Below are 22,679 nucleotides of genomic sequence, written 5' to 3'. Positions count from 1 at the left end.
GTGACCGACTCCCTGCACACCGAACTGCTCCAGCTCGCCCTCCAGGCCGCCGCGCGCGCGGGCGCGCTGCTGAGGGACGGCCGCCCGGCCGACCTCGCGGTCGCCGCCACCAAGTCCAGCCCGATCGACGTCGTCACCGAGATGGACATCGCGGCCGAGAAACTGATCACCGGTCTGATCTCCGACCGGCGCCCCGACGACGGCTTCCTCGGCGAGGAGGGCGCCTCAGTCGAGGGCACCAGCGGCATCCGCTGGGTGATCGACCCGCTCGACGGCACGGTGAACTACCTCTACGGCCTGCCCACCTGGGCCGTCTCCATCGCGGCCGAGCAGGACGGCGAGCCCGTCGTCGGAGTCGTGACCGCTCCCATGCGCGGCGAGACGTTCCACGCGGTGCGCGGCCGGGGCGCCTGGGCCACCGGCGCCTGGGCCGGCGAGCGCAAGCTGGCCTGCCGCCCCGCACCGGCCCTGGACCAGGCCCTGATCTCCACCGGCTTCAACTACGTCGCCGAGGTCCGCGCCCACCAGGCCGACGTCGCCCGCCGCCTGATCCCGCTGGTGCGCGACATCCGGCGCGGCGGCTCGGCCGCGATCGACCTGTGCGACGTGGCCGTGGGCCGCCTCGACGGCTACTACGAGCGCGGCCTGAACCCCTGGGACTACACCGCGGGCGACCTGATCGCCCGCGAGGCGGGCGCCCGGACCGGCGGCCGCCCCGGAGAACGCCTGTCCCGCGACCTGACCGTAGCGGCGAGCCCGGGGGTCTTCGAGCCCCTCCAGAACCTCCTGGAGGACTTCGGCGCCTGGCACGACGGGCACGACGGGCACGACGGCGCCTAGACAGCTCGTCGCCCACGGGTTGCCGAGCCCCTTCGGCTCTCCCGCAGAGTGAGCACAACGGGACCCCCGGCGCTGAACGCCGGGGGTCCCGTTCGTGTGCGGTCGCTCGACCACACGCGGATCAGACGCCGGACACGCCGACCTCCACACCGTGTTCGGCGGCGAGGCGGCGCAGGTCGTCGAGTTCGCCCAGCTCCACCTCGACGAGGAAGTCGTCGCCCTCGTCACGAGCCCGCGTCAGGTCGGACTCGGTCGCCTTTATGCGCTGCAGAAGTCCTGCGGTGAATGCGTCCATGCTGCGCCCCCTCGTCCTGGGTCGTGGGTCGGTGGCACGGGGGTGTGCCGTTCGGAAGGGGCGATCACGTCTCCAGTAGGTGCCCAGCGCTGCCCTTGCTGGGCGGCGACGGTGCCGGACACCCACGCCCACTCTGCGGAAGCTGATCGCGGGGTACCGCATGGTCGTGCGGCACATGCAGAGCGTGATCGCGGGGTGTAAAGCCGTCCTCCCCCGGCTCCCGCCCGCGGAAACCTGAACCACGGAAGAAAATTCGGCGTTCCCGGCCCCTTCGTCCCTCGAGCGCCCGGCCCCCGTGCCCCGCACGGCCCGTCCGCGGACCGCCCGCCTCCCCGGCTTACAGCCGACTTATGGCCGAAAAGGGCAGGATGGAGGCACACACCCATGAAGGCCCCTGCCCGCGTGCGCCCCAGTGGCGCTCCACGGGTGGACATCAGGAAGGACAAGCGACGTGCGCGTACTCGTCGTCGAGGACGAGCAGCTGCTCGCCGATGCGGTGGCCACCGGACTGCGCCGGGAGGCCATGGCCGTCGACGTCGTGTACGACGGTGCGGCCGCCCTGGAGCGCATCGGCGTCAACGACTACGACGTGGTCGTCCTCGACCGCGACCTCCCGCTGGTGCACGGCGACGACGTCTGCCGCAAGATCGTCGAGCTCGGCATGCCCACGCGCGTGCTGATGCTCACCGCGTCGGGCGACGTCAGCGACCGTGTGGAGGGCCTGGAGATCGGCGCCGACGACTATCTGCCCAAGCCGTTCGCGTTCAGCGAGCTCACGGCACGCGTGCGTGCCCTCGGCCGGCGCACCAGCATGCCCCTGCCGCCCGTTCTGGAGCGTGCCGGGATCAAGCTGGACCCCAACCGCCGCGAGGTCTTCCGCGACGGCAGGGAGGTCCAGCTGGCGCCGAAGGAGTTCGCCGTCCTGGAGGTCCTCATGCGCAGCGAGGGCGCGGTCGTCTCGGCCGAGCAGCTGCTGGAGAAGGCCTGGGACGAGAACACGGACCCGTTCACCAACGTCGTGCGTGTCACCGTGATGACCCTGCGCCGCAAGCTGGGCGAGCCCCCGGTGATCGTCACCGTGCCCGGCTCCGGCTACCGGATCTGATCCGCCGTGGCCGCGACACCCGCGCCGCCCCAGGCGCCCCCGAAGCCCACGTGGGACCCGAGAAGGCCGGAACCGCCCTTCCCGTGGCTGCGCCCCACCATCCGGATACGGCTGACGCTGCTGTACGGCGGCATGTTCCTGATCGCCGGCATCCTGCTGCTGTCGATCATCTACCTGCTGGCCGCCCAGGCGCTCAACGCGGGCAGCGAGCTGCCCTTCAAGATCGTCGAGGGCAGCGTCACCAGCTCGATCTGCAACTTCCCGGAGAAGGCCTCGCCCAGCGAGTTCAACAACGCCATGAACGCGTGCGTGAACCAGCAGCGCCAGCATGCCCTGGACGACCTGCTCAGCCGCTCGCTGCTGGCGCTGCTGGGGCTCGCGGTGATCGCCTTCGCCTTCGGCTACGCCATGGCGGGCCGCGTCCTGTCGCCGCTCGGCCGGATCACCCGGACCGCCCGCGCGGTGGCCGGTTCCGATCTGTCCCGGCGGATCGAGCTGGACGGCCCGGACGACGAGCTGAAGGAGCTCGCGGACACGTTCGACGACATGCTGGAGCGGCTGCAGCGGGCCTTCACCGCCCAGCAGCGCTTCGTCGGCAACGCCTCGCACGAGCTGCGCACACCGCTGGCGATCAACCGCACCCTCCTCGAAGTGCATCTGTCCGACCCGAACGCCCCGGTGGAGCTCCAGCAGCTCGGCAAGACGCTGCTGGCCACCAACGAGCGCAGCGAGCAGCTCGTCGAGGGCCTGCTGTTGCTTGCCCGCAGCGACAACCAGATCGTCGAGCGCAAGCCGGTGGATCTGGCCGAGGTGGCCACGCAGGCCATCGACCAGGTGCACGCGGAGGCGCAGGCCAAGGGCGTGGAGATCCGCGGGGCGTGCAAGCCCGCCGTGGTCCAGGGCAACGGAGTGCTGCTGGAGCGTATCGCGCTGAACCTGGTGCAGAACGCGGTCCGGTACAACGTGGCGGAAGAGGGCTGGGTGGAGGTCGACACGGACGTCCAGCACGGCCAGGCGGTGCTGGTGGTCACGAACACCGGGCCGGTCGTTCCGGCGTACGAGATCGACAACCTCTTCGAGCCGTTCAGACGGCTGCGGACCGAGCGCACCGGCAGCGACAAGGGCGTCGGACTGGGCCTGTCGATCGCGCGCTCGGTGGCACGGGCGCACGGCGGCCTCATCTCGGCCCAGCCGCGCGAGGGGGGCGGGCTCGTGATGCGCGTCACCCTGCCGATCTGAGATCATGACCCCCGGCATGGCGCCCATCCCCGAAGGATGTTCGCTTTGAGCGGAATTTTCGGTCGGTCGCCGCAACCCTCCCCTGTGTGATCGATCACATGCACGAATTTCCGGCCATCTACTCTGAGTGATCATGGGGAGGGCTGAAAAGCCGGGAAAGTCCTGGTTTTCAAGGGTCCTGATCACGGGAAGTACACGGTGAGACCGCTTTGAACTGCGCCAATCGAACCGTGTACGGTCCCCATCGCCATCCAAGCCGATCACTCTTGAGGAGTCCGGTTGGGTGTCGATTGAGTAACAGACCTTGATGTGAGGCAAAATCTCCGCCTCGAGGCGGGCACAAGTCCGGCCTCTCACGCGTTACGTGCGCTGGAGACACCGCAGACACCCAGAGGGGGAGAGCGACATGGCAACCGATTACGACACCCCACGCAAGACCGACGACGACGTCGACTCGGACAGCCTGGAAGAGCTGAAGGCTCGGCGGAACGACAAGTCGACCTCCTCCGTGGACGTCGACGAGTTCGAGGCCGCCGAAGGCCTTGAGCTGCCCGGGGCCGACCTCTCCAATGAGGAACTGGCCGTCCGGGTACTGCCCAAGCAGCAGGACGAGTTCACCTGCATGAGCTGCTTCCTGGTGCACCACCGCAGTCAGCTGGCCCGCGAGAAGAACGGCCAGCCGATCTGCCGCGACTGCGACTGAGGCGGGGTCGGCCGTGACCGGCTCGACCCCTCCTTGGAAGCGCCGCTTCCCTCGCAGGGGAGCGGACTCGGGGCCGCACGACGGCCCCCACAGCGCGCGTGACCACGAGCGAGGCCCATCCCGTCCGTCCGACCGGACAGATGCCACGGCATCGACGGGATCGGCCTCGCTCGAGCAGGTCCGCGGGGGTGACCTCGCCGCCGCGGAAGAGGCGGCGGAAGGGGGCGCGCCCGTCGCCCGACGGCGGGCCGCCGCCATCCGCAGCAGAGCCCGGGAGGCAGCCAGGACCGGCGTCCGCAAGAGCGGGAGCCGCGGCAGGGCGGCACTGGGCCACCTCGCCGACCGGATCATCGAGATCGCCCCGCGGGTCCCCGTACGCGATCTCGCCACGCTCCGCCGGCAGTTCCCGGGCCTCGGGCCCGAGCAGCTCGCGGACAGGCTGGTGGCCGGAGCGGCCAACGGCACCTCGACGATCGGAGCGGGGATCGGCGCTGCCGCGATGCTGCCGGTACCGCCCGCGATGCCGACCGAACTGGCCACGGAGATCACCGGAGTCGCGGCGATCGAGCTCAAGCTGATCGCCGAACTCCACGAGGTGTACGGGGTGCGGCCCCCCGGAAACCTGAAGGTCCGCAGTACCGCGTATCTGTCCTCCTGGTCGGGGGAGCGCGGGATCGACGTGATGAAGCCGTCGACGGTCGACGCGGCCCTCGGTGGCCACATGAAGCGTCAGCTGCGCCAGCAGATCATGAAGCGCATGGTGCGGGACCTGCCGAACCTGATGCCGTTCCTGGTGGGCGCGGCCGTCGGCGCCGTCATCAACCGGCGCGACACCAAGAAGCTCGCGGCCCGCGTCCGCGCGGACCTGCGCAAGATCCAGGTCCCCTGGGACGACCTGGCCGCGCTGCCGCCCCTGGAGACCCCCGAGAACCCTCTGCCGGTGGCGGGCACCACCGGAACCTCTCAGGGCGCCACCGGAACCGGTGACGACGCAAGCGGGGCCGGCGACGACGCCACGGGAGACGGCGAGCGCCGCCGGCGCTGAATCACGCCCTGCGCGCCCCCTGCGCGCCCGCGGTGCGCCTCCAGCGGGGACCCGGCGAAGGACCCCAGCGGGGACCCGGCGAAGGACCCCAGCGGGGACCCGGCGAGGCCGCCTACGCGGCCCCGGGTGCCGCCGCCCGCGCCGCCCGCAGTGCCTCCGCCAGACGCTGCGGCTCACGCGTCGACAGGTACAGGTACGGCGTCGGGTCGTCCGGATCGGTGACCTCCACGCGCAGCGCGGTGGGGATGTAGGCGCGCAGCAGCAGGAAGGCACGGGTGTCCGCCTTGTAGGTGCGCCAGGCGCGCGCCTCCTCCGCGTCCAGGATCTCCGCCTCGCCCAGCGCCGTGACCGGCACCTTCGCCTCGCCGGCGATCAGCGAGCCGCCCACGACACGGATGCGTACGGAGCCGTACGAGCTGGCCGTGATCGCCGCGACCGCGGTGCCGCCGACCAGGCCGCCGAGCATCGGCAGGGTGCCGAAGGGGAGCAGGATCAGGGCACACGAGAGACCCACGAGGAAGCTGATCAGCCACCAGGAGCGGGGCGCGGTGAGACGTTCTTCGTACGGCTGGGCGGAGAGCTGCATGAAGCTAGCTTGGCACGGTGTCGGCGACAGCTTCAGCCGCGGGTAAGGTCTGCGCCTGTGAGTGGTAGTTCCGCAGCTCTTCAGCCCCCCGCCGACGCCGTGAAACCCGTACGGCACCCCGACGCCCCCGCGCCCGGCGAGCTCCTCGGCGCACACTACGGCGAGTGTTTCGGGTGCGGCGGTCTGCAGCCGCACGGGCTGCACCTCCAGGCCCGGGCCGGGGAGGGCGTCGGCATCACCGCCGAGTTCACCGTGCAGCCCGCCCACCAGGGCGCGCCCGGCCTCGCCCACGGCGGGGTCCTCGCGACCGCCCTGGACGAGACCCTCGGCTCGCTGAACTGGCTGCTGCGGACCATCGCCGTCACCGGACGGCTGGAGACCGACTTCGTGCGACCGGTGCCCGTCGGCACCACGCTGCATCTCGAGGCCGAGGTCACCGCGGTGGCCGGACGGAAGATCTACTCGAGGGCCACCGGCCGCGTCGGCGGCCCCGACGGGCCGGTCGCGGTCCGCGCGGAGGCCCTGTTCATCGAGGTGAAGGTCGACCACTTCGTGCAGCACGGCCGCGAGGAGGAGATCCAGGCGGCCATGAACGACCCGGACCAGGTGCGCCGGGCCCGCGCCTTCGAGGTGAACCCGTGAGCCCCGCCAGCCCCACGGGTCCCGGCGGGCATGCGCCCCTGAACGTGCTGATCCGGCGCGTCGACCCCGACGTCCCGCTTCCGGCGTACGAGCACCCCGGTGACGCGGGTGCCGATCTGCGCACCACCGTGGACTGCGAACTGGCGCCCGGGGAGCGGGCCGTACTGCCCACGGGCGTGTCTGTCGCGCTCCCCGAGGGGTACGCGGCCTTCGTGCACCCACGTTCCGGCCTCGCCGCCCGGTGCGGTGTCGCCCTCGTGAATGCCCCGGGGACGGTTGATGCCGGGTACCGTGGGGAGATCAAGGTGATCCTGGTGAATCTCGACCCGCGCGAGTCCGTGCGGTTCGAGCGCTTCGACCGGATTGCCCAACTGGTCGTTCAGCAGGTCGAGAGGGTCCGCTTCCAGGAGGTGGCGGAGCTTCCCGACTCGGCGCGGGCCGAGGGGGGCTTCGGGTCCACCGGTGGCCACGCCGCGGTGGACGGCGTGAGCGGCACAAACGGTCGGGCCGCCATGGGCGGTCAGGCGGGTGGGAATCGATACGCTTCGGTCGTATCCGACCGGGAAGGACAGTGACGTGTTCGGACGTCGCAAGAAGAAGGGTGCCGCCGAGGACGCGGCCGGCGAGGCCGAGCAGGTCGTCGACAGCGTCGACACCGAGGCGGACGAAGCGGAGGAAGAGGCCGAGCGCGAGCGGGTGAGGCTCGAGCCCGAACCGCGGCCCGACGGGCCCTGGGACGGCTCCGAGGTGCGCGACCCGGGCGAGGGCCGGGTGGACCTCGGGGGTCTGTTCGTACCGGGTGTCGACGGCATGGAGCTGCGGGTGGAGGTCGCGGGTGACGCGATCGTCGCGGCGACCGTCGTCCTGCGCGACAGCGCCGTCCAGCTCCAGGCCTTCGCCGCGCCCAAGCGCGAGGGCATCTGGGGCGAGGTGCGCGAGGAGATCGCCACCGGCATCACCCAGCAGGGCGGCATCGTCGACGAGGTCGAAGGACCGCTGGGCTGGGAGCTGCGCGCCCAGGTGCCGGTCCAGCTGCCGGACGGCACCGGCGGCTTCCAGGTCGTACGGTTCGTCGGTGTGGACGGCCCCCGCTGGTTCCTGCGCGGGGTGATCTCGGGACAGGGCGCGGTGCAGCCGCAGGCGGCCGGGCTGCTCGAGCAGATCTTCAGGGACACGGTGGTGGTCCGCGGCGAGGGCCCGATGGCACCTCGCGACCCGATCGTCCTGAAGCTGCCGAACGACGCCCAGATGGTGCCCGAGGGTGTCCAGCAGGACGAGGGCCAGTCCCGCTTCGCGGGCGGCATGGGACAGCTGCAGCGCGGCCCGGAGATCACCGAGGTGCGCTGAACGGCGATGTGGGGGCCGCACTCCTCGGGGGTGCGGCCCTTCGCCGTGTCCGGGAACCGGGTGCGACGATCTCGGCAGAAAAGACCTTCGTACGGAAACCATCGCGGGGCGCCGTGCGTTGTCGGACCGAGGGATTGAAGGGGCGGGTGCCGGTCGTGATACTGGCGCACGGTCCACGGGGGAGCAGAGCGGGGGAGGGCACATGAGCCAGGTCGTCACCGAGACCATGGTGCGCGTCGAGAACGTCCACAAGTCCTACGGGCAGGCGGCGGCCGCCGTGCACGCCCTGCGCGGGGTCTCCTTCGAGGTGCCGCGGGGCGAACTCGTGGCCCTCAAGGGGCGCTCCGGCTCCGGCAAGACCACCCTGCTCAACATCGTGGGCGGCCTCGACGAGCCGGACCGGGGCAGCGTCCACGTCGACGGCCGCGACCTCTCCGAGCTCGGCGAGGACGGGCTGCTCGCCTTGCGCAGGGACCGCATCGGCTTCGTCTTCCAGTCCTTCGGACTCATCCCCATCCTGACGGCCGCCGAGAACGTCGGGGTGCCGATGCGCCTGCGGCGCGCCGACCCGCGGGAGCGGGAGGAGCGCGTGGAGCTGCTGCTGTCCCTCGTCGGCCTCGCCGACCACGCCAGGCAGCGGCCGGGCGAGCTCTCCGGCGGCCAGCAGCAGCGCGTCGCCATAGCCCGCGCACTCGCGAACGACCCCGCCCTGCTGATAGCCGACGAGCCGACGGGACAGCTGGACGCGGAGACCGGCCTCGCCGTGATGGAGCTGCTGCGCGCCGTCGTGCACAGCCAGCAGGTGACCGCCCTGGTCGCCACGCACGACCTGGCCCTTCTGGACCTCGCCGACCGGGTCCTGGAGCTCCGCGACGGCGAGATGGCCGAGCAGACGGTGACGGCCGCGAGATAGCCGAGCAGACGGCGAGACAGCGAGCACTGAGACGACGGCTCGACCGAGCCCCGGATCCGGCCGGACACCGCGCCGGCGGCCACCCTGCCGCGCCGCGTCCCGGGCGTCGGAGTCGCGTCGCCGGGCGTCAGAGTTGCGTCAAAGACGGGTTCCTGTCCCCGCCCGGCACCTTTTGCCTGGATTGTTGGCCGTAAGGTCGACGCTGCGTGCACACCTGTGACGGGAAGACAATGGAGGCCATGGGACGCGGCAAGCTTCGGATCTACCTCGGCGCGGCACCGGGCGTGGGCAAGACCTACGCGATGCTCTCCGAAGCCCACCGCCGCATCGAACGCGGCACCGACTGCGTGGTCGCCTTCGTCGAGCACCACGACCGGCCACGCACCGAGGTGCTGCTGCGCGGCCTGGAACAGCTGCCGCGCAGGGAGCTCCAGCACCGGGGGAGCACCTTCACCGAGATGGACGTCGACGCGGTGCTGCGCCGCGCCCCGGCGGTCGCCCTGGTGGACGACCTCGCCCACACCAACGTCCCCGGCTCCCGCAACACCAAGCGCTGGCAGGACGTGCAGGAGCTGCTCGCGGCCGGTATCGACGTCATCTCCACGGTCAACATCCAGCACCTCGAGTCCCTCGGCGACGTCGTCGAGTCGATCACTGGGACACCGCAGCGGGAGGCCGTCCCCGACGAGCTCGTACGCCGGGCGAACCAGATCGAGCTGGTCGACATGTCGCCGGAGGCGCTGCGCCGCCGGATGGCGCACGGCAACATCTACACGTCCGACAAGGTCGACGCGGCCCTGTCCAACTACTTCCGGCCCGGCAACCTCACGGCCCTGCGCGAGCTCGCCCTGCTCTGGGTGGCCGACCGGGTCGACGAGTACCTGCAGCGCTACCGCAGCGAGCACCAGGTGTCGAAGATCTGGGGTTCGCGCGAGCGGATCGTGGTGGGCCTGACCGGCGGCCCCGAGGGCCGCACCCTGATCCGCCGGGCGGCGCGCCTGGCCGAGAAGGGCGCCGGCGGCGAAGTCATGGCCGTCTACGTCGCCCGCAGCGACGGACTGACCGCCGCCTCCCCCAAGGAGCTGGCCCTCCAGCGCACCCTCGCGGAGGACCTCGGCGGCACCTTCCACCACGTCGTCGGCGACGACATACCGGCCGCGCTGCTCGACTTCGCCCGCGGGGTGAACGCCACCCAGATCGTGCTGGGCTCCTCGCGCCGCAAGACCTGGCAGTACGTGTTCGGGCCGGGAGTCGGTGCCACCGTGGCCCGCGAGTCGGGCCCCGACCTGGACGTGCACATCGTCACCCACGGGGAGGTCGCCAAGGGCCGCGGACTGCCCGTGGCCCGCGGCGCCCGGCTCGGCCGGGCCCGGATCGTCTCCGGCTGGGTGATGGCCGTCGTGGCGCCGGTGGTCCTCGCGCTGCTGCTCAACGGCGTGCACCTGGGCCTGGCCAACGACATGCTGCTGTTCCTCACCGTGACGGTGGCGGCGGCCCTGCTGGGCGGGCTGCTGCCGGCGCTGGCCTCGGCAGCCGTCGGGTCGTTCCTGCTGAACTACTTCTACACACCGCCGCTGCACCGGCTCACCATCGCCGACCCCAAGAACATCGTCGCCATCGCGATCTTCGTCGGGGTCGCGGTGTCGGTGGCGTCCGTGGTGGACCTCGCGGCGCGCCGTACCCACCAGGCCGCCCGGCTGCGTGCCGAGGCGGAGATACTGTCCTTCCTCGCGGGCAGCGTCCTGCGCGGCGAGACCAGCCTGGAGGCGCTGCTGGACCGGGTCCGGGAGACCTTCGGCATGGAGTCGGTGGCGCTGCTGGAGCGGCGCGGCGACGTGGACCCGTGGACGTGCGCCGGACGGGTCGGCACGGGAGGGCCGCTGGACCGTCCGGAGGACGCGGACGTGGACATGCCCGTCGGCGACCACATGGCGCTGGCCCTGACCGGACGTGTGCTGCCCGCCTCCGACCGCCGGGTGCTGGCCGCCTTCGCCGCCCAGGCCGCCGTCGTGCTGGACCGCCGGCGCCTGCGGGAGGAGGCCGACCGGGCCCGCGCCCTCGCCGAGGGCAACCGCATCCGCACCGCGCTGCTCGCCGCCGTCAGCCATGACCTGCGCACGCCCCTCGCCGGGATCAAGGCGGCGGTCTCCTCGCTCAGGTCCGAGGACGTCGAGTGGTCCGAGGAGGACCGGGCCGAACTGCTCGAAGGCATCGAGGACGGCGCCGACCGGCTGGACCACCTGGTCGGCAACCTGCTGGACATGTCCCGCCTGCAGACGGGCACCGTCACCCCGCTGATCCGCGAGATCGACCTCGACGAGGTGGTGCCGATGGCGCTCGGCGGAGTGCCCGAGGACAGCGTGGACCTGGACGTCCCCGAGACGCTGCCGATGGTCGCCGTGGACGCCGGGCTCCTGGAGCGGGCGATGGCCAACGTCGTGGAGAACGCCGTGAAGTACAGTCCGCCGGACGAACCGGTCCTGGTGTCCGCCAGCGCCATCGCCGACCGGGTCGAGGTCCGCGTCGTCGACCGCGGTCCCGGCGTGCCGGACGAGGCCAAGGACCGCATCTTCGAGCCGTTCCAGCGGCACGGCGACGCCCCGCGCGGAGCGGGCGTGGGCCTCGGCCTCGCGGTCGCCCGCGGCTTCGCCGAGGCCATGAACGGCACCCTCGCCGCCGAGGACACACCCGGCGGCGGCCTCACCATGGTCCTCAGCCTCCGGGCGGCCGACGCCGGCCCCGACACGCGCCCCGAGGGGACGTACCGCCCCGGGACGTACCGCCCCGAGGATGCGCACAGCCCCGTACACGCAGAAAGGCAGGTTTCATGACCAGGGTGCTGGTGGTCGACGACGAGCCGCAGATCGTGCGCGCCCTCGTGATCAACCTCAAGGCACGCAAGTACGAGGTCGACGCCGCGCCCGACGGCCGGACCGCCCTCGACCTGGCCGCCTCCCGCCACCCCGACGTGGTCGTGCTCGACCTGGGCCTGCCCGACATGGACGGCGTGGAGGTGATCCGGGGACTGCGCGGCTGGACCCGGGTTCCCATCCTCGTGCTGTCCGCCCGGCACTCCTCCGACGAGAAGGTCGAGGCGCTGGACGCGGGCGCCGACGACTACGTCACCAAGCCCTTCGGCATGGACGAGCTGCTCGCCCGGCTGCGCGCCGCCGTCCGCCGCGCCGAGCCGGTGGGGGCCGGCGAGGACGACGTGACGACGGTGGAGACGGAGGAGTTCACCGTCGACCTGACCGCGAAGAAGGTCACCCGGAGCGGCAAGGACGTACGGCTGACCCCGACCGAATGGCACCTGCTGGAGGTGCTGGTGCGCAACACCGGCCGCCTGGTCAGCCAGAAGCAGCTGCTGCAGGAGGTGTGGGGGCCGTCGTACGGGACGGAGACCAACTACCTGCGGGTGTACATGGCCCAGCTGCGCCGGAAGCTGGAGGCCGACCCGTCGCACCCCAAGCACTTCGTGACCGAGCCCGGGATGGGCTACCGCTTCGAACGGTGAGGGCGAACGGGGTGAGCGGGGTTACGGCGGTGTCGGTGTGCACCGGTACGCTTCAGATATGAGTGCTGTTCCTCGTTCCGAAAAGCCGGTCGGCCGGTTCCGGCGCATGCTCGACCGGCTCTCCTCGTCGCAGGAGGACCTGGAGTCCGAGGAGCTGCGGGAGGACGCCGACACCGCGGGCTGTACGCGGATCGGTGACTGCCACGACCGGCAGATCGTCACCGTTACTGGTACCTTGCGCACGGTCACCCTGCGTCCGCGCGCGGGCGTCCCGGCACTGGAGGCCGAGCTGTTCGACGGCTCCGCCGCCCTGGACGTGGTCTGGCTCGGCAGGCGCTCCATCGTCGGGATAGAACCGGGGCGCAAGCTGATCGCATCGGGCCGGATCTCGATGAGCCGGGGCCGCCGGGTGCTGTTCAACCCCAAGTACGAACTGCGACCCCTCGGACGGGAGTAGCCCGTGACGTCACTCGACAAGCCGACCGAAGAGACGACCGCCGGCGATGAGGCGAGGGCGGTGACGGAGGCCGCGCTGTTCGAGGCGTTCGGCGGAGTCCGGGGCATGGTCGAGACCGTCCTGCCCGGCCTGCTCTTCGTCACCATCTACACGATCAACAAGGACCTGCACTGGTCGGCGATCGCCGCGCTCGCGGTCTCCGTGGTGCTGGTCGTGGTCCGGCTGGCGATGCGGGACACCGTCAAGCACGCCTTCAGCGGTGTCTTCGGCGTGGCGTTCGGTGTGGTCTTCGCGATGATGACCGGCAACGCCAAGGACTTCTACCTGCCGGGCATGCTCTACACGCTGGGCCTGGGCCTCGCGTACATCGTCACCACGCTCGCCGGCGTCCCGCTGATCGGCCTGATCCTCGGCCCGGTCTTCAAGGAGAACCTCTCCTGGCGCACCCGCAACCCGGGCCGCAAGAAGGCGTACGCCAAGGCCAGCTGGGCCTGGGGTCTGATCCTGCTCGCCAAGTGCGCGATCCTCTTCCCGCTGTACTGGTGGGCGGACACGACTCAGCTCGGCTGGGTCCTGATCATCCTCAAGATCCCGCCCTTCCTGCTGGCGGTCTACCTGACCTGGCTCTTCCTGGCCAAGGCCCCCGCTCCCATCGACGTGTTCGCGGAGATGGAGGCGGAGGAGAAGGCCGAGGAGGAACGCAAGGCGGCTGCCGCCGAAGGCCGCGGCACCACGCCGGGCCGCCACCGCCGAGAGGCCTGACCACCCGCCTGTTGCCGCACCCGGGGGGCTTGTAGTCGGGTGGTCATGGCCGCGAGGCCTGGCGGCCGCCCGTCCCCTGCCGAATCCGGGGGTTTGTAGTCGGGCGGTCGTGGCCGCGAGGTCTGGCAGCCGCCCGGAGCCCGCCGAATCTGGGGGCTGGCAGCCGGTGCGTCGCCGCTGCGAGGCATGACCGTCGCCCGCCTGTTGCCGCACCCGGGGGCTTGTAGTCGGGTGGTCATGGCCGCGAGGCGGGCTCACGGCTGTCGCCCCGACCGCCATACCGGGCTCGCAAGCCCCAGCCCCCGCGACGGGAAAGGGCGCCCCGTGATCACAAGGCGCCCTTTCCCGTCGTACTCCCGTAGGGGCTCAGTCCTCCGAGCCTTCCCGTCGCACCGACAGCAGGTCCTCCAGCTGGCCCTCGCGGGCCTGCGCGGCGACGAACAACAGTTCGTCGCCCACCTCCAGGGAGTCCTCCTGGGACGGGGTGAGGACGCGGTTGCCGCGGATGATGGTGACCAGGGACGTGTCCTGGGGCCACTGGACCTCGCCGACCTGCGTGCCGGCCAGCGCCGACTCCTCCGGCAGGGTCAGCTCGACCAGGTTGGCGTCGCCGTGGCTGAAGCGGAGCAGGCGCACCAGGTCGCCGACGCTCACCGCCTCCTCGACCAGGGCGGACATCAGACGCGGAGTGGACACGGCGACGTCCACGCCCCACGCCTCGTTGAACAGCCACTCGTTCTTCGGATTGTTCACCCGGGCCACGACGCGCGGCACGCCGTACTCCGTCTTCGCCAGCAGGGAGACGACCAGGTTCACCTTGTCGTCGCCCGTCGCGGCGATCACGACGTTGCAGCGCTGCAGCGCCGCCTCGTCCAGGGAAGTGATCTCACAGGCGTCGGCCAGCAGCCACTCGGCCTGCGGAACGCGCTCGACCGAGATCGCGGTCGGCGCCTTGTCGACGAGAAGGACCTCGTGGCCGTTCTCCAGCAGCTCGCCCGCGATCGAGCGACCGACCGCGCCGGCACCGGCAATGGCGACCCTCATCAGTGACCGCCCTCCTCTTCGGGGCCCTCGGCGAACGCTGCCTCGACCTTCTCCACGTCGTCCGTCCGCATCATCACGTGCACGAGGTCGCCCTCCTGCAGCACCGTCTGCGAGGACGGCAGGATCGCCTCGCCGAGGCGGGTCAGGAACGCCACGCGGACGCCCGTCTCCTCCTGCAGTTTGCTGATCTTGTGGCCGACCCACTTCGGGGAGGCGTGTACCTCGGCGAGCTGGACCCCGCCGGTGGGGTCGCGCCACAGCGGCTCCGCGCCCGAGGGCAGCAGCCGGCGCAGCATCTGGTCGGCCGTCCAGCGGACCGTGGCCACGGTCGGGATGCCCAGGCGCTGGTAGACCTCGGCACGGCGGGGGTCGTAGATCCGGGCCGCGACGTTCTCCACGCCGAACATCTCCCGGGCCACCCGCGCGGAGATGATGTTGGAGTTGTCGCCGCTGGAGACGGCGGCGAAGGCGCCGGCCTCCTCGATGCCCGCCTCGCGCAGGGTGTCCTGGTCGAAGCCGATCCCGGTGACCCGGCGGCCGCCGAACCCGGGACCCAGTCGGCGGAAGGCGGTGGGGTCCTGGTCGATCACGGCGACCGTGTGCCCCTGTTGCTCCAGGGTCTGGGCGAGAGCGGAGCCCACTCTCCCACAGCCCATGATGACGATGTGCACGACCGTCCTTCCGGTGTCAACAGCTACTGCTCAGCCCCATCAGGGTCTCAGACAGAGGGACAAGCTACACATGCGCGGTGCGGGCCCGGCACCCCCCTGCCCCATCCCGGACGGATCGCGGCGACCGCGGCGCCTCCGGCACCGGCCGAGGGACCTGTTCCGCTTCGGTGGGCGGGCGCCGAGTGATGCTGCGCACGCTGCACAGGGTGAGGAATCCGAGGCCGAGCAGCGTCGCGGCGACGCCGATCAGCTCCGCGGTCGGGGGCATGGGACCTCCGATGAGTCGGGCGGCAGACGGTCGAACGGGCCGGAATGGGCAGAGTTCAGTCAAGTTCCGCCATCTAGGCACGGCCACGCCCTCACCTGCGGAATCCGTAGCGGGCGGGGTCCCCGATTTCACTCGTGAGGCAGATCTCGGGTGGCAGGTGGGCGGCCTCCTGTTCGAAGCCTTACGATCCTCTGTTGTGTCCAAACTGACCGACGTGCCCAAACGGATTCTGATCGGGCGCGCTCTGCGCAGCGACCGGCTCGGGGAGACCCTTCTGCCGAAGCGCATCGCACTCCCCGTCTTCGCCTCCGACCCGCTGTCCTCCGTGGCGTACGCGCCCGGGGAGGTGCTGCTGGTCCTGTCCATCGCGGGCGTGTCGGCGTACCACTTCAGCCCGTGGATCGCGGTCGCGGTGGTCGTGCTGATGTTCACGGTGGTGGCCTCCTACCGGCAGAATGTGCACGCCTATCCCAGCGGCGGCGGCGACTACGAGGTGGCGACCACCAACCTCGGCGCCAAGGCGGGCCTGACGGTGGCCAGTGCGCTGCTCGTCGACTACGTGATGACCGTGGCCGTCTCGATCTCGTCCGGCATCGAGAACCTCGGCTCCGCGGTCCCGTTCGTCGTCGAGCACAAGGTGCTCTGCGCGGTCATCGTGATCGTGCTGCTGACGCTGATGAACCTGCGCGGTGTGAAGGAGTCGGGCACGCTGTTCGCGATCCCGACGTACGTCTTCGTCGCCGGCGTCTTCGTCATGATCCTGTGGGGTGTGTTCCGCGGCCTGATCCTCGGCGACACCATGCGGGCGCCGACGGCGGACTACCACATCAAGGCCGAGCACCAGGGGCTCGCGGGATTCGCGCTGGTCTTCCTGCTCCTGCGCGCCTTCTCCTCCGGCTGTGCCGCGCTCACCGGTGTCGAGGCGATCTCCAACGGCGTTCCGGCCTTCCGCAAGCCCAAGTCCAGGAACGCGGCGACCACGCTGGCGATGATGGGCCTGCTGGCCGTGACGATGTTCTGCGGCATCATCGCCCTCGCCGTGTCGACGAAGGTCCGCATGGCCGAGAGCCCGGCCACCGACCTGCTCCACAACGGCGTCCCGGTCGGCTCCGGATACGTCCAGAACCCGGTGATCTCCCAGGTCGCCGAGGCCGTGTTCGGCAAGGGCAGCTTCCTGTTCGTCGTCCTGGCCGCCGCCACCGCCCTGGTGCTGTTCCTCGCCGCGAACACGGCGTACAACGGCTTCCCCCTCCTCGGCTCGATCCTCGCCCAGGACCGCTACCTGCCCCGCCAGCTGCACACCCGCGGCGACCGCCTCGCGTTCTCCAACGGCATCGTGCTGCTCGCGGGCGCCGCGACCCTGCTCACGGTCCTCTACGGCGCCGACTCCACCCGGCTGATCCAGCTGTACATCGTCGGCGTGTTCGTGTCCTTCACGCTCAGCCAGACCGGCATGGTCCGGCACTGGAACCGCCACCTGGCCACCGAGAAGGACCCGGCCAAGCGGCGCCACATGATCCGCTCGCGGGCCATCAACGCCTTCGGCGCCTGCCTCACCGGCCTGGTGCTGGTCGTGGTGCTCCTCACCAAGTTCACCCACGGCGCCTGGGTGGCCCTGCTCGGCATGTGCATCTTCTTCGCGACGATGACGGCGATCCGCAAGCACTACGACCGCGTCTCCGAGGAGATCGCCGCCCCTGAGGGCCCGAGCGACGACAGTGTCCGCCCCTCCCGCGTCCACTCCGTCGTCCTGATCTCCAAGATCCACCGCCCCACCCTGAGGGCGCTGGCGTACGCCAAGCTGATGCGCTCGGACACCCTGGAGGCGCTCACCGTCAACGTCGACCCGGCGGAGACCAAGGCGCTGCGCGAGGAGTGGGAGCGGCGCGGCATCGACGTACCGCTGAAGGTGCTCGACTCCCCGTACCGCGAGGTCACGCGGCCGGTCATCGAGTACGTCAAGAGCCTGCGCAGCCAGTCCCCGCGCGACGCGGTCTCGGTGATCATCCCTGAGTACGTCGTCGGCCACTGGTACGAGCACCTGCTGCACAACCAGAGCGCCCTGCGCCTGAAGGGCCGGCTGCTGTTCACCCCGGGCGTCATGGTGACCTCGGTGCCCTACCAGCTGGTGTCCTCCGAGGCCGCCCGGGACCGGGCCCGCAAGCGGCAGGAGTGGAACGCCCCGGGTGCGGTCCGGCGTGGACCGGCCGTGGAGCGGCCCAACGAGCCGTCCGCGCCTTCGGCCTCTCCGGGCAAGGACTGAGGCGGCCGAGGCGGGACGAGGCGGAACGAGGCGGGGTGGCGAGGCCGTAGACTGGTGGGCTGTTGTCGGGCCCCCACGCGGGGCCGCCCCCGTCCGCGATCCCGATCTGGAGTCACCCCGCCATGCCCGCAGAACCGAAGAAGTCGCTGGTGGGGGAGGAGTACGAGGTCGAGATCGGCCCCGTCGCCCACGGCGGTCACTGCATCGCCCGGACCTCCGAGGGCCAGGTGCTGTTCGTCCGGCACACGCTGCCCGGCGAGCGGGTCGTGGCACGCGTGACCGAGGGCGAGGAGGGCGCCCGCTTCCTGCGCGCCGACGCCGTACGGATCCTGGAGCCGTCCAAGGACCGCATCGAGGCCCCCTGCCCCTACGCCGGCCCCGGCCGCTGCGGCGGCTGCGACTGGCAGCACGCCAAGCCGGGTGCCCAGCGCCGTCTGAAGGGCGAGGTCGTCGCCGAACAGCTCAAGCGCCTCGCGGGCCTCACGCCCGAGGAGGCCGGCTGGGACGGCACGGTGATGCCCGCCGAGGGCGACAAGCTGCCCGCCGGGCAGGTCCCGCAGTGGCGGACCCGTGTGCAGTACGCGGTCGACCCGGCCACCGGCAAGGCCGGTCTGCGCCGCCATCGCTCGCACGAGGTCGAGCCGATCGAGCACTGCATGATCGCGGCGCAGGGCGTCAGCGAACTCGGCATCGAGCGGCGTGACTGGACGGGCATGGAGACCGTCGAGGCGATCGCCGCGACCGGCTCGCAGGACCGCCAGGTGATCCTGACCCCGCGTCCGGGCGCCCGCCTCCCCCTGGTGGAACTGGACAAGCCGGTCTCCGTCCTCCGCGTCGACGAGAAGTCCGGCGGCGTCCACCGCGTGCACGGCCGCCCCTTCGTCCGCGAGCGCGCCGACGGCCGCACCCACCGCGTGGGCGGCGGCGGTTTCTGGCAGGTCCACCCCAAGGCGGCGGACACCCTCGTGACGGCGGTCATGCAGGGCCTGCTGCCCCGCAAGGGCGAGACGGCCCTGGACCTCTACTGCGGTGTCGGCCTCTTCGCGGGTGCGTTGGCCGACCGCCTCGGCGACAAGGGTGCGGTCCTCGGCATCGAGTCCGGCAAGCGCGCGGTGGAGGACGCCCGGCACAACCTCGCCGACTTCCCCCGCGTCCGCATCGAACAGGGCAAGGTCGAGTCCGTTCTGCCCCGCACCGGCATCACCGAGGCCGACCTGATCGTCCTGGACCCGCCCCGCTCCGGCGCGGGCCGCGACACCGTCTCCCACCTCTCCTCCCTCGGCGCCCGCCGCATCGCCTACGTCGCCTGCGACCCGGCCGCCCTGGCCCGCGACCTGGCGTACTTCCGCGAGCACGGCTACCGGGTACGGACGCTCCGGGTGTTCGACCTGTTTCCGATGACGCATCACGTGGAGTGCGTGGCGATTCTGGAGCCGGTCGAAAAGGGTCGCTGACCTGCGGTTTCTGGGTTGCGCAGGCGGCGACGCGGACAGTCGGGTCCTCTGATCGGCGGGACGAGCTGACGTGCACCAAGTCGAGCGGAGGAGGCAGGACCATCTGGCCGGGGGCCGGTGATCGCGCCCGTGCGGCCTGTCGGCTTCGTGGTCCGGCGGCTACAGCCGGCGGAGGACAGAGCTCAGTGTTTCGATCTCCTGCGAGGAGAGCTTGTCGGTGAAGTGGCGGCGTACCGCGGCGTCAAGGCCGGGGTACACGGCGGTGATGGCCTGGCGTCCGGTGTCGGTGAGGGTGACGATGACACCGCCGGTGCGTTCGCGGGTGACGAGCTGACGCTTGCTCATGCGGGTGAGCTGGTGGGAGACGCGGGTGCGGTCCCAGCCGAGCGACGCGGCGAGCTCGCTCTGTCGCAGGGACCCTCCTGCCTTGTTCAGGCCGGCGAGGATCGTCAGGTCCGGTTCGGAGAGGCCCGCTGCCTCGGCGGCGTCCGCGATCACGCGGGTTCGGACGATCTCGTGGGCGCGCTTGAAGGCGGACCAGAAGCCCACGGGATCCAGTGCGGCCTCGCTCATGGCCTCGTCCGGCTCGAGAGCCCCGGCGTCCGATGTTGACATATCAACCCACCCCTTTTTAGTGTTGAAATGTCAACGTTAGCAGGGTGGCTGCCGCTTCATCGGCCCGTCCGACGGCTGCGCTCGCCACTTCCATTCCGCAGAAGGATCCATGCGAACCCGACCCTTAGGAACCGGCGGCCCGAATGTCGCTCCTCTCGCATTGGGCTGTGCCGCTATGCCCGACCACACCTTCCCCGCCGACGAGGCCGATGCCATCGCCACGATCCACGCGACCTCACTCTGGTCGACCGGCTGCGACCGCTCGCCGGCGCACCCCGCATCAGCGTCGCGCAGCTCGCCACCACCTGGGTCATCGCCCAGGGCCGCGAGCGCGGCCCGAAGCCGTCTGCCCGCACGTGGACTTGGCGGCCGACGGTCGGGCCACGCCCGGTGGGTGCGGGGGCTGCGGGTGAAGGGTCACTTCCGTATCTGCTCCATGGCCACCGCGAGTGACGTCCGTGCCGTTCACACAAAGGACAGGTGACGCATCATGAACACGTCCGAGTCACGGCTTGTCGAGCTGGCCCGGTCCGAGAAGCTGATCGGAGTCGGGATCATAGGACTTGGGGCGCACGGCGGTTGGGCCGAGCGCTCTCATCTGCCCGCCCTGCGCGCCGTACCGGGTTATGAGCTGAGGGCCCTTACCGCGAGTTCCAAACAGTCGGCGGAGCGCTCCGGACAGAAGCATGGTGTGTCCCGTACGTTCGGGACGGCTGCCGAACTGGTGGCCTGCGACGAAGTGGACCTGGTGGTCGTGGCGGTGAAGGTGCCGCACCACCGGGACCTGGTGCGGACGGCGCTGAGCGCCGGCAAGAGCGTGCTGTGCGAGTGGCCGCTGGGCAACGGGCTCGCGGAGGCCGAGGACATGGCGCGGTCGGCGCGCGGTCGCGCCGTGCCGACCGTCGTCGGACTCCAGGCGCGGTCGCACCCGGCCCTCGCCTACGCACGGGATCTCGTGGCCGACGGCTACGTGGGGGAGGTGCTGTCCACGACGGTCGTCGGCTCCGGCGGCGCCTGGGGTGCCACCGTTGGCCCCGGCGACCACTATGTGCTCGACGCCGCGAACGGCGCGACACTGCTGACCATTCCCTTCAGCCACGCTCTCGACGGACTCGCGTCGGTCCTGGGAGAGCCCGAGGAACTGCGGATCCAACTGGTGTCGCGGCGTACGTCGGCCGTGGACACCGAGAGCGGACAGCCCGTGCCGATGACCGCCGCGGACCAGGTGGTGGCCTCCGGACGGCTGCCGGGCGGAGCGGTGGCCGCCTTCCACTACCGCGGAGGCGTGTCCCGCGGAACCAACTTCCGCTGGGAGATCAACGGCACCGAGGGCGACCTCGTCCTCACCGCCCCCGTCGGCCACCCACAGCTCAGCCCGCTCACCCTGGAGGGCGCCCGCGGAACGTCCACCGCACTCGCTCCCATGACGGTGCCGGCATCGTATGTTCGCGTCCCGCGACTGGAACCCCGGGCCGACGCGCCGGCCTACGCAGTTGCCCACGCCTACCGGCAGTTTCTGGACGACCTGCGGGAGGGCACGTCACGCGTCCCCGATTTCGCACACGGCGTCGCGCGGCACCGCAGCATCGCGTCCGTCATCACGGCAGCGTGAAGCTCATAGAGTTGGGTCATGGCGAGTGAATTCAGCGATTCCTTTCTCCGCGAGGCCGAGCGGCATGCCGCATGGGGTGCCGTCCAATTGGAGACTCTGACCGCGTTTCTGCCCGAGGGGCCCTGGACCGCCGACCTGGAGGCCTGCCGATACCGGCAGGGAGACCTGGAACTGCGCGTGGGTGTGCTGGGGACGTACGACACCTCGGAGGAGTCCTGGATGTGGGGCTGGGCGAACCCGGGGCTGCGGGGCACGGAGGTGGTCTCCCTGGCCGCCACCGTCGAGCGGTACGGGCGGGCGCGCGGTATCGCCGAACTGACCGAGGAGGTCCTGGACCTGTCCGGTTTCCCCGATCCGCGCCGGGCCGCCGAGACGCTCGCCTTCACCGGCATGGGGGTGGCCGGGGCACCCGGATACATCGGCGCCCCGGCGGGACCGGCCACTCAGGTGTACTTCCTGCCCGACGACCTACAGGTGCCGCGCGCCGGCCTGGACGCGGTCGCCCTGCCGCGGACGCTGCTCACCGGCGCGCAGCTGATCGGGCATTCGGCCCAGCACGTCGTCAGCGGGTACTCCGACCACCACGGCGTCCCGCACCGTACGGAGGGTGACCGGATCGTCGCCGAGCTGCCCGGCGGCGGGGCGGTCGAGGTCACCTTCGACGCGGCCGGGCGGATCGCGGGAGTGGAGGCCGGGATCGTCCCTTGAGCCGGGGGCCACACCCCGGCCGCCGGGACCCGCCCGCCGGGGTCCCTCAGTCCTCCTCGCCGAGGATTTCGTCGTTGGAGTCGAACTGATGGCTGTCGGCGGGCAGGTCGGGGAAGTACGAGCTCTGGGACTCTCCCGTCAGGACGGCCAGGAGAAAGGAGGCGCACCGGGTGGAGTGGTGCTCCCACTCGGGACCGCGCCCCTCGTTGAACAGCACGGTCCACTCGTCCGGGCTCTGCCCCGGTCCGGCGAGCCAGTAGAGCATGGCTCCGCTGTCCTCGATGTAGGCCCAGGGCAGGACCCGCGTACCCGGCCGGTCGAGTTCCGCCGGCTTCGGCTCGGTCTGCCACAGCCGGGCGAGCACCTTCTCCCGCTCCACGGACTGGGCCACGAGGTTGTAGTCCTCGTCAGGGCACTCCGGGTCGAACAGCCATACCGTCTCGTCGAAGACGCCGCCTCCGTAGACCTCGATCAGTTCCTTGTAGTCCTCCGGCAACGGCGTGCCGAGCGTCTGTTCGACAGCGTTCCAGTCACGGGTCCGCCGGGGACCGCCCGGCGGAACGATCTCGATGAGCCTGGCCACAGCGGGGTGCATG

Annotated in this window: 23 protein-coding genes; 17 read left to right on the top strand and 6 right to left on the bottom strand. The window is 71.2% G+C overall.

Annotated features, from left to right (window positions below):
* The gene (locus tag R2S09_RS22935; protein ID WP_316742971.1) at positions 1 to 840 is read left to right on the top strand and encodes an inositol monophosphatase family protein; all 840 of its coding nucleotides are present in this window, start codon (positions 1 to 3) and stop codon (positions 838 to 840) included.
* Between the two features lie 121 nt (positions 841 to 961).
* On the opposite strand, the gene R2S09_RS22930 is transcribed toward R2S09_RS22935, so the two are convergent.
* Complete coding sequence (locus tag R2S09_RS22930; RefSeq protein WP_181446635.1) at positions 962 to 1,135, bottom strand: hypothetical protein; 174 nt, start codon at positions 1,133 to 1,135, stop codon at positions 962 to 964.
* 451 nt (positions 1,136 to 1,586) lie between these two features.
* Here R2S09_RS22930 and R2S09_RS22925 point away from each other — a divergent pair, with 451 nt between their 5' ends.
* From R2S09_RS22925 to R2S09_RS22910, 4 genes are all read left to right on the top strand, one after another.
* The gene (locus R2S09_RS22925) at positions 1,587 to 2,240 is read left to right on the top strand and encodes a response regulator transcription factor (protein WP_306189769.1); all 654 of its coding nucleotides are present in this window, start codon (positions 1,587 to 1,589) and stop codon (positions 2,238 to 2,240) included.
* Between the two features lie 6 nt (positions 2,241 to 2,246).
* A complete protein-coding gene (locus R2S09_RS22920; protein WP_316742950.1) occupies positions 2,247 to 3,479 on the top strand; it encodes a HAMP domain-containing sensor histidine kinase in 1,233 nt (410 codons plus the stop codon).
* Between the two features lie 406 nt (positions 3,480 to 3,885).
* Positions 3,886 to 4,182 carry a DUF4193 domain-containing protein gene (locus R2S09_RS22915; RefSeq protein ID WP_003997302.1) on the top strand — a complete coding sequence of 99 codons (297 nt, stop codon included), beginning with the start codon at positions 3,886 to 3,888 and terminating at the stop codon, positions 4,180 to 4,182.
* A 13-nt stretch (positions 4,183 to 4,195) separates the two neighbouring features.
* A complete protein-coding gene (locus R2S09_RS22910; RefSeq protein ID WP_316742948.1) occupies positions 4,196 to 5,227 on the top strand; it encodes a hypothetical protein in 1,032 nt (343 codons plus the stop codon).
* Positions 5,228 to 5,339: 112 nt separating this feature from the next.
* Here R2S09_RS22910 and R2S09_RS22905 read toward each other — a convergent pair whose 3' ends face one another.
* Positions 5,340 to 5,813, bottom strand: a complete 474-nt coding sequence (locus R2S09_RS22905) for a DUF3093 domain-containing protein (RefSeq protein ID WP_306189766.1) — start codon at positions 5,811 to 5,813, stop codon at positions 5,340 to 5,342.
* 57 nt (positions 5,814 to 5,870) lie between these two features.
* On the opposite strand from R2S09_RS22905, the gene R2S09_RS22900 reads away from it, so the two are divergent.
* From R2S09_RS22900 to R2S09_RS22865, 8 genes are all read left to right on the top strand, one after another.
* Positions 5,871 to 6,455, top strand: a complete 585-nt coding sequence (locus R2S09_RS22900; protein WP_306189765.1) for a PaaI family thioesterase — start codon at positions 5,871 to 5,873, stop codon at positions 6,453 to 6,455.
* Positions 6,452 to 7,030 (top strand): dUTP diphosphatase, encoded by a 579-nt coding sequence (gene dut, locus R2S09_RS22895; protein WP_399144428.1) that lies wholly within the window; start codon positions 6,452 to 6,454, stop codon positions 7,028 to 7,030. Before R2S09_RS22900 ends, dut begins: the two co-directional genes overlap by 4 nt.
* 1 nt (position 7,031) lies before the next feature.
* Complete coding sequence (locus R2S09_RS22890) at positions 7,032 to 7,802, top strand: DUF3710 domain-containing protein (RefSeq protein ID WP_306189764.1); 771 nt, start codon at positions 7,032 to 7,034, stop codon at positions 7,800 to 7,802.
* A 202-nt stretch (positions 7,803 to 8,004) separates the two neighbouring features.
* Positions 8,005 to 8,715: an ABC transporter ATP-binding protein gene (locus R2S09_RS22885; RefSeq protein WP_306189763.1), complete on the top strand. Its 711-nt coding sequence runs from the start codon at positions 8,005 to 8,007 to the stop codon at positions 8,713 to 8,715.
* A 239-nt stretch (positions 8,716 to 8,954) separates the two neighbouring features.
* Complete coding sequence (locus tag R2S09_RS22880; protein WP_316742945.1) at positions 8,955 to 11,546, top strand: sensor histidine kinase KdpD; 2,592 nt, start codon at positions 8,955 to 8,957, stop codon at positions 11,544 to 11,546.
* Positions 11,543 to 12,229 carry a response regulator gene (locus R2S09_RS22875; protein WP_316742943.1) on the top strand — a complete coding sequence of 229 codons (687 nt, stop codon included), beginning with the start codon at positions 11,543 to 11,545 and terminating at the stop codon, positions 12,227 to 12,229. Before R2S09_RS22880 ends, R2S09_RS22875 begins: the two co-directional genes overlap by 4 nt.
* 58 nt (positions 12,230 to 12,287) lie before the next feature.
* The gene (locus tag R2S09_RS22870) at positions 12,288 to 12,686 is read left to right on the top strand and encodes an OB-fold nucleic acid binding domain-containing protein (protein WP_078917104.1); all 399 of its coding nucleotides are present in this window, start codon (positions 12,288 to 12,290) and stop codon (positions 12,684 to 12,686) included.
* Positions 12,687 to 12,689: 3 nt separating this feature from the next.
* Positions 12,690 to 13,448, top strand: a complete 759-nt coding sequence (locus R2S09_RS22865) for a DUF3159 domain-containing protein (protein ID WP_306189760.1) — start codon at positions 12,690 to 12,692, stop codon at positions 13,446 to 13,448.
* 366 nt (positions 13,449 to 13,814) lie between these two features.
* On the opposite strand, the gene R2S09_RS22860 is transcribed toward R2S09_RS22865, so the two are convergent.
* Both R2S09_RS22860 and R2S09_RS22855 read right to left on the bottom strand, forming a co-directional pair.
* Complete coding sequence (locus tag R2S09_RS22860; protein WP_306192469.1) at positions 13,815 to 14,492, bottom strand: TrkA family potassium uptake protein; 678 nt, start codon at positions 14,490 to 14,492, stop codon at positions 13,815 to 13,817.
* Positions 14,492 to 15,163: a TrkA family potassium uptake protein gene (locus R2S09_RS22855; RefSeq protein ID WP_306192468.1), complete on the bottom strand. Its 672-nt coding sequence runs from the start codon at positions 15,161 to 15,163 to the stop codon at positions 14,492 to 14,494. Before R2S09_RS22855 ends, R2S09_RS22860 begins: the two co-directional genes overlap by 1 nt.
* Before the next feature lie 464 nt (positions 15,164 to 15,627).
* Between R2S09_RS22855 and R2S09_RS22850 the strand changes: the two genes are divergently transcribed.
* Together R2S09_RS22850 and R2S09_RS22845 are read left to right on the top strand one after the other, a co-directional pair.
* Positions 15,628 to 17,694, top strand: a complete 2,067-nt coding sequence (locus R2S09_RS22850) for an APC family permease (protein ID WP_316742939.1) — start codon at positions 15,628 to 15,630, stop codon at positions 17,692 to 17,694.
* 122 nt (positions 17,695 to 17,816) lie between these two features.
* Positions 17,817 to 19,148: a TRAM domain-containing protein gene (locus R2S09_RS22845; protein WP_316742937.1), complete on the top strand. Its 1,332-nt coding sequence runs from the start codon at positions 17,817 to 17,819 to the stop codon at positions 19,146 to 19,148.
* 159 nt (positions 19,149 to 19,307) lie between these two features.
* On the opposite strand, the gene R2S09_RS22840 is transcribed toward R2S09_RS22845, so the two are convergent.
* Positions 19,308 to 19,763, bottom strand: coding sequence for a MarR family winged helix-turn-helix transcriptional regulator (locus R2S09_RS22840; RefSeq protein ID WP_316742935.1), 456 nt, complete (start codon positions 19,761 to 19,763; stop codon positions 19,308 to 19,310).
* A gap of 490 nt (positions 19,764 to 20,253) precedes the next feature.
* Here R2S09_RS22840 and R2S09_RS22835 point away from each other — a divergent pair, with 490 nt between their 5' ends.
* A complete protein-coding gene (locus R2S09_RS22835) occupies positions 20,254 to 21,375 on the top strand; it encodes a Gfo/Idh/MocA family oxidoreductase (protein ID WP_316742933.1) in 1,122 nt (373 codons plus the stop codon).
* An 18-nt stretch (positions 21,376 to 21,393) separates the two neighbouring features.
* Positions 21,394 to 22,083, top strand: coding sequence for a DUF6882 domain-containing protein (locus tag R2S09_RS22830; RefSeq protein ID WP_316742931.1), 690 nt, complete (start codon positions 21,394 to 21,396; stop codon positions 22,081 to 22,083).
* A gap of 46 nt (positions 22,084 to 22,129) precedes the next feature.
* On the opposite strand, the gene R2S09_RS22825 is transcribed toward R2S09_RS22830, so the two are convergent.
* A complete protein-coding gene (locus tag R2S09_RS22825; RefSeq protein WP_316742929.1) occupies positions 22,130 to 22,678 on the bottom strand; it encodes an SMI1/KNR4 family protein in 549 nt (182 codons plus the stop codon).
* Between the last annotated feature and the right edge of the window lies 1 nt (position 22,679).

This window comes from Streptomyces sp. MK7 (assembly GCF_032658145.1).
GTDB classification, from domain to species: domain Bacteria; phylum Actinomycetota; class Actinomycetes; order Streptomycetales; family Streptomycetaceae; genus Streptomyces; species Streptomyces spiralis.
Note: the sequence above shows the minus strand (reverse complement) of the source record. Positions and strands in the feature narration are given on the sequence as shown.